The organism is Streptomyces anthophorae (genome assembly GCF_049310305.1).
Lineage (GTDB): Bacteria > Actinomycetota > Actinomycetes > Streptomycetales > Streptomycetaceae > Streptomyces.
Map to the genome: position 1 here is coordinate 3,146,445 of NZ_JBLWQQ010000001.1, position 12,546 is coordinate 3,158,990.

Annotated in this window: 8 protein-coding genes; 5 read left to right on the forward strand and 3 right to left on the reverse strand. The window is 70.5% G+C overall.

Annotation, left to right across the window (positions count from 1 at the left end; all coding sequences use genetic code 11):
* The first annotated feature begins 131 nt into the window (after positions 1 to 131).
* Positions 132 to 1,619, forward strand: a complete 1,488-nt coding sequence (locus ACNYS0_RS13975; protein WP_422473679.1) for a M4 family metallopeptidase — start codon at positions 132 to 134, stop codon at positions 1,617 to 1,619.
* A 55-nt stretch (positions 1,620 to 1,674) separates the two neighbouring features.
* On the opposite strand, the gene glgP is transcribed toward ACNYS0_RS13975, so the two are convergent.
* The 3 genes from glgP to ACNYS0_RS13990 all read right to left on the reverse strand — a co-directional run bounded on the left by glgP (position 1,675) and on the right by ACNYS0_RS13990 (position 5,649).
* On the reverse strand, positions 1,675 to 4,293 hold the full coding sequence (gene glgP / locus ACNYS0_RS13980; RefSeq protein WP_422473681.1) for an alpha-glucan family phosphorylase: 2,619 nt from the start codon (positions 4,291 to 4,293) through the stop codon (positions 1,675 to 1,677).
* Positions 4,294 to 4,462: 169 nt separating this feature from the next.
* A complete protein-coding gene (locus ACNYS0_RS13985; protein WP_422473683.1) occupies positions 4,463 to 4,936 on the reverse strand; it encodes a hypothetical protein in 474 nt (157 codons plus the stop codon).
* A 140-nt stretch (positions 4,937 to 5,076) separates the two neighbouring features.
* The gene (locus tag ACNYS0_RS13990; protein WP_422473685.1) at positions 5,077 to 5,649 is read right to left on the reverse strand and encodes a maltokinase N-terminal cap-like domain-containing protein; all 573 of its coding nucleotides are present in this window, start codon (positions 5,647 to 5,649) and stop codon (positions 5,077 to 5,079) included.
* 225 nt (positions 5,650 to 5,874) lie between these two features.
* On the opposite strand from ACNYS0_RS13990, the gene ACNYS0_RS13995 reads away from it, so the two are divergent.
* The 4 genes from ACNYS0_RS13995 to ACNYS0_RS14010 all read left to right on the forward strand — a co-directional run bounded on the left by ACNYS0_RS13995 (position 5,875) and on the right by ACNYS0_RS14010 (position 12,505).
* Positions 5,875 to 7,092, forward strand: a complete 1,218-nt coding sequence (locus ACNYS0_RS13995) for a S8 family peptidase (RefSeq protein ID WP_422473687.1) — start codon at positions 5,875 to 5,877, stop codon at positions 7,090 to 7,092.
* A gap of 214 nt (positions 7,093 to 7,306) precedes the next feature.
* Complete coding sequence (locus ACNYS0_RS14000; protein WP_422473689.1) at positions 7,307 to 9,328, forward strand: alpha-1,4-glucan--maltose-1-phosphate maltosyltransferase; 2,022 nt, start codon at positions 7,307 to 7,309, stop codon at positions 9,326 to 9,328.
* Positions 9,329 to 9,375: 47 nt separating this feature from the next.
* Positions 9,376 to 11,088, forward strand: coding sequence for a maltose alpha-D-glucosyltransferase (gene treS, locus ACNYS0_RS14005; protein WP_422473691.1), 1,713 nt, complete (start codon positions 9,376 to 9,378; stop codon positions 11,086 to 11,088).
* Between the two features lie 52 nt (positions 11,089 to 11,140).
* Positions 11,141 to 12,505 (forward strand): maltokinase N-terminal cap-like domain-containing protein, encoded by a 1,365-nt coding sequence (locus tag ACNYS0_RS14010; protein ID WP_422473693.1) that lies wholly within the window; start codon positions 11,141 to 11,143, stop codon positions 12,503 to 12,505.
* The last annotated feature ends 41 nt before the right edge of the window (positions 12,506 to 12,546 follow it).

The following is a 12,546-nucleotide window of genomic DNA, read 5'->3' on the forward strand; positions in this document are numbered from 1 at the left end:
TGGCCGTTTTCCGTTGAACGGACGAATTCTGGTCAACCTGCGATCACGTACATGACATTTACCGACGTCTGCTGTCACAGTCGTCCCGCACGGCAAAGCTCACCCCCCACATCACACAAGGAGCTTTCTTCGTGAACCCCCACATATCCGGCCGCACTTCGTTCTCGCGCGGCAAGCGGACCACCCTCGGTATCGCCACCGCCGTCGCCGCGGGCGCCCTGCTCGCCGGCACCCTCGCCACGACCGGCGCCTCGGCGGACCCCGCGGCCTCGGGCGAGAAGCTCGTGGTCAAGGACGTCGTGAAGGACAAGGACGGGACCACCCACACCCGTTACGAGCGGACCTACGACGGGCTCCCGGTGCTCGGCGGCGACCTGATCGTCCACCGGAAGAAGTCCGGCGCGAGCGAGGGCGTCACCCGCGCCACCGCCAAGTCGATCGCCGTCAAAACCGAAGGCGTCTCCCTCAAGGCCGCCCCGTCCGGCGCCCGCAAGGTGATCTGGGCGGCGTCCGGCACCCCGAGACTCGCCTACGAGAAGGTCGTCACGTCCACGAAGAAGGACGGGACACCGAGCAAGCTGCACGTCATCACGGACGCGAGGTCCGGCAAGAAGATCTACGAGTACGACGACATCCGCACCGGCGCGGGCGACTCGCTCTACAGCGGCAAGGTCGACATCGGGACCTCGGGATCCGGATCGTCCTTCTCCCTCACGGACGCCGAGCGCGGCGGCCACTCCACGTACGACCTGAAGCACGGCGAGTCCGGCAAGGGCACGCTGTTCACCGACGCCGACGACACCTGGGGCGACGGCACGACCAACGACGCGGCGACCGCCGGTGTCGACGCCGCCTACGGCGCGCAGGTCACCTGGGACTACTACAAGAACGTGCACGGCCGCAGCGGGATCAACGGCGACGGCAAGGGCGCCTACTCCCGGGTCCACTACGGCGACGCGTACTCCAACGCGTTCTGGGACGACAGCTGCTTCTGCATGACGTACGGCGACGGCGAGGGCAACAAGAAGCCGCTCACCTCGATCGACGTGGCCGCGCACGAGATGAGCCACGGCGTCACGTCGGCGACGGCCGGCCTCGTCTACAGCGGTGAGTCCGGCGGCCTCAACGAGGCGACCTCCGACATCTTCGGCACCTCCGTCGAGTTCTACGCGAAGAACGCCGAGGACGTCGGCGACTACCTCATCGGCGAGAAGATCGACATCGCCGGCGACGGCAAGCCGCTGCGCTACATGGACAAGCCGAGCAAGGACGGCAACTCGCTCGACAGCTGGAAGGACGGCGCGGGGGACGTGGACGTCCACTACTCCTCGGGCATCGCCAACCACTTCTTCTACCTGCTCAGCGAGGGCAGCGGAAAGAAGACGATCAACGGAGTCGACTACGACTCCCCGACCGCGGACGGCTCCACGGTCACCGGAATCGGCCGCGACAAGGCCGAGAAGATCTGGTTCAAGGCGCTGACGTCGTACTTCACGTCCACCACGGACTACGCGAAGGCGCGCACGGGAACGCTGAGCGCGGCCGACGACCTGTACGGCGCCGACTCCGCGGAGTCCAAGGCCGTGGCGGCGGCGTGGACGGCCGTGAACGTCAAGTAGTTCTCACGGCAGGGCGGTCGGGGCGGGCGCGCGGGCGTCCGCCCCGGCCGTCGTCTCACCGCATCAGGACCCCGGCGCCCTCCTGCGTCGCCTCCGTCGGCAGCGCGACAAGCCCGGTCTCCGCCACCGAAGCGAGCAGCGGATGCGCGGGCAGCACTCGGACCGTGTACCCGTAAGGACCGCTGCGGTCGAGGGCCAGCGGCCCCTCGTACGCCCAGCGGCCCTCCGCGTCCGGCCCGCCGACCGGCTTCAGCGGCACCGTCCCCGGTTCGGTGATCCGGTCCTCGGTGTCGACGCGGCCCGCGACGGCCTGCACCTCGACGTCGTCGGGCCCCAACTCGCCGAGCGCGACCCGGACATGGAGCCCGAGCGTGGCGCCCAGCTCGGCACCGCCCGCCGACGCCTCCACATGGTCGACGGTGACCCGCGGCCAGGCGGCGCGGACCCGGGCCTTCCACGCCGCGAGGTCCCGGGCGGCGTCCGGGGTGAGGGCGCGCGCGGAGCCCGCGGCCGGAGCGTACAGCTGGTCCACGTACTCACGGACCATGCGCCCCGCGAGGAGTTTGGGGCCGAGGTGGGTGAGGGTCCGGCGGACCATCTCGATCCAGCGGTCGGGCAGCCCCTCGGGTCCCCGCTCGTAGAAGCGCGGCGTCACCCGGCGCTCCAGCAGGTCGTACAGGGCGGCCGCCTCCAGGTCGTCGCGCCGGTGCTCGTCCGTGGCCGTGCCGTCGGCCGTCGGGATGGCCCAGCCGTAGTCGGGCGCGAACCATTCGTCCCACCAGCCGTCCAGGACGGACAGATTGAGGCAGCCGTTGAGCGCCGCCTTCATGCCGGACGTGCCGCACGCCTCCAGCGGGCGCAGCGGATTGTTCAGCCACACGTCGCAGCCGGGGTAGAGCTTCTGCGCCATCGCCATCCCGTAGTCGGGCAGGAAGACGATGCGGTGCCGCACCCGCGGGTCGTCGGTGAACCGGACAAGCTCCTGCACGAGCCGCTTGCCGCCGTCGTCGGCCGGGTGCGCCTTGCCCGCGACGACGATCTGCACGGGCCTCTCCTCGTCGAGCAGCAGCCGCATCAGCCGGTCCGGGTCGCGCAGCATCAGCGTGAGCCGCTTGTACGAGGGGACGCGGCGGGCGAAGCCGATGGTGAGGACGTCCGGATCCAACACGCCGTCGATCCAGCCGAGTTCGGCCGCGCCCGCGCCGCGCTGGCGCCAGGAAGCGGCGAGCCGCTCGCGCACCTCGTCGACGAGCTGACCGCGCAGTTCGCCGCGCAGCTCCCAGATGTCCCGGTCGGGTATCTCGCCGACCGCGTCCCAGCGGTCCGAACCGCCGACCGACAGGGCGTCCTCGGTGCGCCGCTCCCCGATCTGGCAGGCGCCGAGCCGGTACACCTCGGGCGCGACCCAGGTGGGCGCGTGCACGCCGTTGGTCACGGAGGCGATCGGCACCTCCTCGACGTCGAATCCCGGCCAAAGACCGGCGAACATGTCGCGGCTGACGGACCCGTGCAAGGTGGAGACGCCGTTGGCGCGCTGGGCGAGCCGCAGCCCCATCACCGCCATGTTGAACACGTTCGGGTCGCCACCCGCGTACGTCTCCATGCCGAGCCCGAGGATGCGCTGCACGTCGAGGCCCGGCAGCTCGGCCGCGGCCCCGAAGTGGCGGGCGACGAGCTCCCGGTCGAAACGGTCGATGCCGGCGGGGACGGGGGTGTGCGTCGTGAAGACGGCGCCCGCCCGCACGGCTTCGAGCGCCGAGTCGAAGTCCGTTCCCCGCTCGGCGAGTTCGGCGATCCGCTCCACGCCGAGGAAGCCCGCGTGCCCTTCGTTCGTGTGGAAGACCTCGGGCGCGGGATGCCCGGTGAGCCGGCAGTACGCGCGGACCGCGCGCACCCCGCCGATCCCGAGCAGCATCTCCTGCAACAGCCGGTGTTCGCTGCCGCCGCCGTAGAGCCGGTCGGTCACGTCCCGCTCGTGGGCGTCGTTCTCCTCGACGTCCGAGTCGAGAAGCAGCAGCGGAACCCGGCCGACCTGTGCCTGCCACACCCGCGCGAACAGCCGCCGGCCTCCGGGGAGGGCGAGCGCGAGGTGCACGGCCGTGCCGTCGGGCTCCCGCAGCAGGTTCAGCGGCAGCTCGTTCGGGTCGGTGACCGGGTACGTCTCCTGCTGCCAGCCGTCCCGCGAGAGCGACTGCCGGAAGTAGCCGTGCCGGTAGAGGAGTCCCACGCCGATCAGCGGCACCCCCAGGTCGCTCGCCGCCTTCAGGTGGTCGCCCGCGAGGATCCCCAGGCCGCCCGAGTACTGCGGCAGCGCGGCCGTGATGCCGAACTCGGGCGAGAAGTAGGCGATTGCGGCGGGCAGTTGAGAGGCCCGCGACCGCTCCTGGTACCAGCGGTCGTCGTGCAGATAGCCGCGCAGATCGTCGGCGACCTCGCTCAGTCTCGCGAGGAAGTCCTCGTCCACGGCGAGCCGGGCGAGCCGCTCGGGCGGGACGCTGCCGAGCAGTCGCAGCGGGTCGCCGCCGGACGCGGCCCAGCGGCCCGGGTCCACGGCGGCGAACAGGTCACGGGTCCCGGCGTGCCAGGACCAGCGCAGATTGCGCGCCAGTTCGTGCAGCGGGGCGAGGGATTCGGGCAGGACCGGGCGGACGGTGAATCGACGGATGGCCTTCACGTGCTCACCTCTGCGGTTGCGCGTCGGATGCCGGAGTCGCCTCCCGACGGTAGCCGCCCTCCCACGCCACGGGCCACGGCGCGTGACCTGGCGCCGGAACGCGTACGGCGGTCCGGGCACGCGCTGCGTGCGCCCGGACCGCCGTACGCGGATGCCCTGGGGGCTCTTGTCAGGCGATGGCCGCCCCGGTGCCGCGCGCCCCGCCGATGTAGTCGGTGAGTGCCGCGTCGTCGTACACCTCGATGTCGACGGGGGTGCCCTTGGTCAGGTGGAAGTCCTTCACGAGGAAGTCCACGGGGGCCTCGCTGCCGGGCGCGGCGTACGTGCCCAGGTTGTGCGTGACACCGTTCGTGGTGGAGGAGACGTGCACGTAGAACGTGTCGTCGTCGTTGCGGGTGTCGTACACCCGCAACTGCTGCGTCTCCGGCTGGAACTCCACCTCACCGAGGCGCGAACCGTTCTGCGTCAGCGCCACGTCGGCGCCGAGGCTGCCGCCCGCGGCCTGCCGGTAGGTGACCGAGGCGTCGGGGTTGGGGTCGTAGGCCGCGGCCGGTGCGGCCGCGGCGCCGAGCAGCGCGCCCACCGTGAGGGCCGCTCCCGTGAAGATGCGTGCAAGCCGTCGCGGACGTCGGGTCGCTGTCATGCGTGTTGCCCCCCAGATCAAAAAACCACATCCAAACCATTCGGACGTCGGTGCAGGAAGTTGTCGCCGTAGGTCATCGGCGACCTTCCCACGATGCCAGATTTCATGATCACCCAGAGGCACGCAACGCCCAGAGGTCGTCAGCCGGCGCGGACCACCACGAAAACCCCACGGACCCGCCGCTCGTCCTCCGCGACCCATTCCGCGGACACCTCGCCGACGGCGTCGTCGGGGGCCTTCGACCCGGCCTCCAGGACGCGCACGATCTCGGGTCGCGCGCCGTCGGCGGTGACGTGCGCGTGCACGGTCGGGTCGAGCGCCCCGTCGATGCTCTGCGCGTGCGCGGGCACATCGCCCTTCAGCAACGCGGTCAACTCCCGTACGAGGACCGGGTCCTCGGCGCCGTCGTACACCCAGCGCTTCCCGAGGACGCCGTGCTCGACGGTGCCGATGAGCGCGTCGTCCGCGGCGCCCTCCAGCGGGGCCCCTCGGTAGGCCATCGGCACGTGGTACGTCACCGGCTCGGGGCCCGAGGTGTCCGTCGCGGCCATGAACTCGATACCGACCTCGCCGGCCGGGTCGTCGAGCCGGAACCCGCCGGCCTTGGTCAGCTCCGGGGTTCCGGAGCCCCGGTACCAGGGCTGCTTCGGCAGCCACTCGGCGAGGAGTTCCAGCTTGGTGGGCTTCAGTGTGGTGCGGTGAATGATCGACACGGCTTCATCATCGGACCTCGCCCCGTGCCGCGCCAGGCAATTGCGCGCCCGCCCTGCGGCCGAAAGCCCCGTACGGAGACCGAAAAACGCCGCAACTCAATCGCACAACCCTCACGACCGATATGGCCGATTCCGCCACCTCGTACCTCCTTGTGGTGCTTCACACCGCACGAGAGGCTGCCAACTGGCGTGAGACCGCGCCGAGTTGAGGAGGGGAACTCATCCATGGCAGGGACCGTGCGAGTGACGCGGAAGCGACGGACGCGCTGGGCCGGCGGGCTCACCGCGGTCGCCACGGTCGCGGTGCTTTCGGCCATCACGCTGCCCGCGGACGCCGCCCCCGCGCAGGGACGGATATTCGGCGCCGGGGAGCCCGGCTCCATAGCGGGCAGCTACATAGTGACACTGAAGGGGGGCACGAAGGCCCCGTCCGAGGCGGGCAAGGGCCTCGCGGAGAAGTACGGGGCGAAAATACGCCACACCTACAGCAAGGCGCTCAACGGGTACGCGGTGACGCTCGGCGAGGGACAGGCGAAGCGGCTCGCGGCCGACGGGAGCGTCGCGTCGGTCGTCCAGGACTCCCGGGTCACGATGGAGCACTCCCAGAAGGACCCGCCTTCGTGGGGCCTGGACCGCATCGACCAGAACGATCTGCCGCTCGACAAGTCGTACACCTGGCCCGAGTCCGCGGGCGCCGGCGTGCACGTCTACGTCATCGACACCGGCATCCGCGCCACCCACCGCGACTTCGGCGGACGGGCCACGAGCGGCTGGGACTTCGTCGACAACGACTCGACGGCCCAGGACGGCAACGGGCACGGCACCCATGTCGCCGGGACCGTCGCGGGCGAGACGTACGGCGTCGCCAAGCAGGCCGACGTGGTCGGCGTGCGCGTGCTCGACGACGAGGGCTCCGGCACGACGGCGCAGGTGCTCGCGGGCATCGACTGGGTGACCAAGCACGCCCAGCAGCCGGCCGTGGCGAACCTGAGCCTCGGCGGCTATGCGAACGCCCAGCTCGACGCCGCCGTCCGCAACTCCATCGCCTCCGGTGTCACCTACACGGTGGCCGCGGGCAACGACGGGCTGCCCGCGGAGCTGTACTCGCCGGCCCGCGTCAAGGAAGCGATCACCGTCGGCGCGAGCGACAAGAAGGACGCGCGTGCGAGCTTCTCCAATTGGGGTACTCGTCTCGACCTGTTCGCGCCCGGCGTGGACATCACGTCCGCTTCGTACAAGAGCGACTCGGGGAAGGCCACCTTCTCCGGTACGTCGATGGCCTCGCCGCACGTCGCGGGCGCGGCCGCGCTGTACCTCGCCGATCACGCGACCGCCTCGCCCGCAGAGGTGAGCAAGGCGCTGGCCGGGCGGGCGGCGACGGGCAAGGTGTCGGGCGCGGGCCTCGGCTCGCCGAACAAGCTGCTTCAGGTCAACAACCCTTAGGAGGAGGTGAGTTCATGATCCGGTCCCGTCGTTCTCGGCGGGGCCGGTCTCATGTGTTCCCTTACGCGCCAGTAGTGACGAGTAGTGGGTACGACACGGATTGCCCGCCGATGGAGCGTGGAAGGCTCCCTCGGTACGCCGCACGGCTCCACCGCACGGCCCTCTCCCCGAATCTCGTTTCCGCACCCCCGATCCCCCGCGGACAGGAGCGGTCATGCCCTCAAAGCGCCCTACGCCCACGACACCACGCGCCACCATGGGCCGCATCCCCATATGTGACGTCCGCCCGGTCGTCGACCACGGCCGGCGGCCCGCCAAGGCCGTGGTCGGCGAGACCTTCCTGGTGACGGCCACCGTGTTCCGCGAGGGGCACGACGCCGTCGCCGCGAACGTCGTGCTGCGCGGGCCCGACGGCGAGCCGGGCCCCTGGACCCCGATGCGCGAGCTGGCCCCCGGCACCGACCGCTGGGGCGCCGAGGTCACCCCGGACAAGCCCGGCCACTGGACGTACCGGATCGAGGCATGGGGCGACCCGGTGGCCACGTGGCGGCACACGGCGAAGATCAAGATTCCGGCGGGCATCGACACCGAACTCGTCCTGGAGGAGGGCGCGTTGCTGCACGAACGCGCCGCGAAGAGCGCCCCCGCACCGCTGCGCGAAACGATCGTGCGGGCCGCCGCCGCGCTCCGCGACACCACGCGCCCGGCCCCCTCCCGGCTGGCCGCCGCCCTGGCCCCCGACGTGAGCCGGGTCCTGGCCCGCCATCCGCTGCGCGAACTGGTCACGCGCAGCGGCCGGTTGCCCCTCCTCGTGGAGCGGGAGCGGGCTCTGTTCGGGTCCTGGTACGAGTTCTTCCCGCGGTCCGAGGGGGCGGTGGTCGAGCCGGGGAGGCCGCCGGTGAGTGGCACGTTCCGTACGGCGGCGCGGCGGCTGCCGGCGATCGCGGCGATGGGCTTCGACGTGGTGTATCTGCCGCCGGTGCACCCGATCGGCACGACCTTCCGCAAGGGCCCGAACAACTCGCTGTCCCCGGGCCCCTTTGACGTGGGGGTGCCGTGGGCGATCGGTTCGCACGAGGGCGGTCACGACGCGCTCCATCCGGACCTGGGCACCTTCGAGGACTTCGACGCCTTCGTGGGCCGGGCGCGGGAGCTGGGCATGGAGGTGGCCCTCGACTTCGCGCTCCAGTGCTCGCCGGATCATCCGTGGGTGCACAAGCATCCCGACTGGTTCCATCACCGGCCGGACGGCAGCATCGCGTATGCGGAGAACCCGCCGAAGAAGTACCAGGACATCTATCCGATCGCCTTCGACCGGGACATGCCGGGGCTGATCGCGGAGACGACGCGGATCCTGCGGCTGTGGATGGGGCACGGGGTGCGGATCTTCCGGGTGGACAACCCGCACACCAAGCCCGTGGTGTTCTGGGAGAAGGTGATCGCCGACATCAACGGCACCGACCCGGACGTGATCTTCCTGGCGGAGGCGTTCACCCGGCCCGCGATGATGCACACCCTGGCCGCGGTCGGCTTCCAGCAGTCGTACACGTACTTCACCTGGCGCAATTCGAAGCGCGAACTCACCGAGTACGCCGAGGAGTTGAGCGGCGATGCGGCCGCCTATATGCGGCCGAACTTCTTCGTGAACACCCCCGACATCCTGCACGAGTTCTTGCAGGACGGCGGCCGTGCGGCCTTCGAGCTGCGTGCGGTGCTGGCCGCGACGCTCTCGCCCACCTGGGGCGTCTACAGCGGCTACGAACTGTGCGAGAACACCCCGCTGCGCGCGGGAAGCGAGGAGTATCTGAACTCGGAGAAGTACCAACTGAGGCCGCGGGACTGGGAGTCGGCCGAGCGGGACGGCCGCACGATCACCCCGCTGATCACCGCGCTCAACGCGATCCGGCGCCGCAACCCGGCCCTGCGCACGCTGCGGGACGTGCACTTCCACCGGGCCGACAAGGACGCGGTGCTCGTGTACTCCAAAACCACGGCGTCCGCACGGGGATCGAACACGGTATTGGTGGTCGTGAACCTCGACCCGCACCACACCCAGGAGGCGACGGTGTCGTTGGACATGCCGCACCTGGGCCTCGACTGGCACGCGTCCGTGCCGGTGCACGACGAACTCACCGGCGACACGTACCACTGGGGCAGGACGAACTATGTGCGCCTAGAGCCGGGCCGCACGCCCGCGCACATCCTCGTCCTGACGCCACCGGCCACGCCGCGATGAATTCTCAGGAGCATTCGGGACATGGGATTCGGAGGGTCACCCACACCATGATGATGAATGAGCCCGTCCCGGACACCTTCGAGGACACCCCTGCGAAGGACCGGGACCCGGATTGGTTCAAGCGCGCGGTCTTCTACGAGGTCCTGGTCCGCTCCTTCCAGGACAGCAGCGGCGACGGCGTCGGAGACCTCAAGGGCATCACGGCCAAGCTGGACTACCTCCAGTGGCTGGGGGTGGACTGCCTCTGGCTGCCGCCGTTCTTCAAGTCGCCGCTCAGGGACGGCGGTTACGACGTCTCGGACTACACCTCGGTGCTCCCGGAGTTCGGTGATCTGGCCGATTTCGTGGAGTTCGTGGACGCGGCGCATCAGCGGGGCATGCGCGTGATCATCGACTTCGTGATGAACCACACGAGTGACCAGCACGAGTGGTTCAAGGAGTCCCGCTCGGACCCCGAGGGCCCGTACGGCGACTATTACGTGTGGGCGGACGACGACAAGCAGTACGCGGACGCCCGGATCATCTTCGTGGACACCGAGGCGTCGAACTGGACGTTCGATCCGGTGCGCCAGCAGTACTACTGGCACCGGTTCTTCTCCCACCAGCCGGACCTCAACTACGAGAACCCGGCCGTGCAGGAGGAGATCCTGGCCGCCCTGCGGTTCTGGCTCGACCTGGGCATCGACGGCTTCCGCCTGGACGCGGTCCCCTACCTGTACGCCCAGGAGGGCACCAACTGCGAGAACCTGCCCGCCACCCACGAGATGCTCAAGCGGGTCCGAAAAGAGATCGACGCGCAGTACCCGGACGTGGTGCTGCTGGCGGAGGCCAACCAGTGGCCGGAGGACGTCGTCGACTACTTCGGCGACAGCGCGTCCGGCGGCGACGAGTGCCACATGGCGTTCCACTTCCCGGTGATGCCGCGGATCTTCATGGCGGTGCGCCGCGAGTCGCGCTACCCGGTCTCGGAGATTTTGGCCAAGACCCCGCCGATCCCGGCCGGCTGCCAGTGGGGCATCTTCCTGCGCAACCACGACGAGCTCACGCTGGAGATGGTCACGGACGAAGAGCGCGACTACATGTACGCGGAGTACGCCAAGGACCCGCGGATGCGCGCCAACATCGGCATCCGCCGCCGCCTGGCCCCGCTCCTGGACAACGACCGCAACCAGATCGAGCTGTTCACCGCGCTGCTGCTGTCGCTGCCCGGCACGCCGATCCTCTACTACGGCGACGAGATCGGCATGGGCGACAACATCTGGCTCGGCGACCGCGACGCGGTGCGCACCCCGATGCAGTGGACCCCGGACCGCAACGCCGGCTTCTCCTCCAGTGATCCGGGCCGCCTCTTCCTCCCCACGATCATGGACCCGGTCTACGGGTACCAGGTCACGAACGTGGAGGCGTCGATGTCCTCCCCGTCCTCGCTGCTGCACTGGACCCGCCGGATGATCGAGATCCGCAAGCAGAACCCGGCGTTCGGCCTCGGCTCGTACACCGAACTGCCCTCCTCCAACCCGGCCGTCCTCGCGTTCCTGCGCGAGGCCCCCGCGGGCGAGGACGGCGCGGACGACCTGGTGCTGTGCGTGCACAACTTCTCCCGCTTCGCCCAGCCCACCGAGCTGGACCTCCAGTCGTTCAACGGCCGGCACCCGGTCGAACTGATCGGCGGCGTGCGCTTCCCCGCGATCGGCGAACTCCCCTACCTGCTCACCCTCGCGGGACACGGGTTCTACTGGTTCCGCCTCCGCAAGGACTGACGACGACATACCTGGGCACTCTCCACGCATATCCGGGAAAGGACGCGACGCCATGTCGGAAGCCGCAACCCGGGCCGCCGCCCCGACGGCCGGAGAAACCGAGCTGCTCATGTCGCTCGACCCCTTGCTGCGCGAATGGCTGCCGCGCCAGCGCTGGTTCGCCGGCAAGGGCCGCCCCGTCACCGGCTTCACCCTGGACTCCGTCACCGAACTGCTGCCGGACGCCGCCCTGTTGCACCTCCTCGTCCGCGCCCATCAGCCACCGGCCGACGAGGAGGGGCCCGGCGACCGCTACCAGCTGCTCATCGGTACCGCCGAGGCCGCGGCCCCGCATCTCGCGCCCGCCGTGATCGGGCACATCACGCACGGACCGCTCGCGGGACGCACCGCGTACGAAGCGCTCCAGGACCCGCGCCACAGCGCCGTCCTGCTGGAGCGGCTCCGAATACCCGGGGCGCTCGGCGCCCTCCGCTTCCACCGCGGCCCGCACGGCGAGGTTCCGCGCGACCTCGCGCCCCGCCCGCTGACGGCCGAGCAGTCCAACTCCTCGGTCGTGTACGGCGACACGCTCATCGCCAAGCTGTTCCGCCGGGTCGTCCCCGGCATCAACCCCGACCTCGAACTCCCACTGGCCCTGGCCCGGGAGGGCTGCGACCGGGTGCCCGCGCCGGTCGCCTGGTTCGAGACGGCCGGTACGCAGCCCGCGCAGCGCTCGACGCTCGGCCTCCTCCAGCCCTTCCTCAGGGGTGCGACCGACGGCTGGGACCTCGCCCTCAAGCACGTCACCAACCAGCAGGACTTCACGGCGCAGGCCCGCGACCTCGGCCGCGCCACCGCCGAGGTGCACACGGCCCTGGCCCGCGCGCTGCCCACGGTCACGTACACGCGCGCCCACATCGACCAGCTCGCCGAGTCGATGACGCACCGCCTGGAGGCGACGGCGCAGCAGGTCCCGCCCCTGCTCCCCTACGTGGACGACCTCCGCTCCGCCTTCGAGGCACTCGCCCAGCTCGGCGCCGAGGGCCGCACCTGGCAGGCCCAGCGGATCCACGGCGACCTGCACCTGGGCCAGTGCCTGCGCGAGCCGTCCGGCACCTGGAAGCTGATCGACTTCGAGGGCGAACCGACCCGCCCCCTCGCGGAACGCCGACTGCCGCACCCCGTCCACCGCGACATCGCCGGCATGCTCCGCTCCTTCGACTACGCCTCCCCGCAGAGCGACTGGTCGCTGTCCTGCCGCGCCGCGTTCTGCGACGGCTACGCGGAGGTGACGGGCACCGACCCCCGTACGGCCCCGGTCCTGCTGCGCGCCTACGAAACGGACAAGGCCGTCTACGAGGCCCTGTACGAGGCCCGCCACAGGCCGGACTGGCTCCAGGTCCCCCTGGCCGCGCTGAAACGCCTGGCCGCCGACTAGGTCGCACCGCACGAGACCCGGCCCGCACACACGAAGGCGCC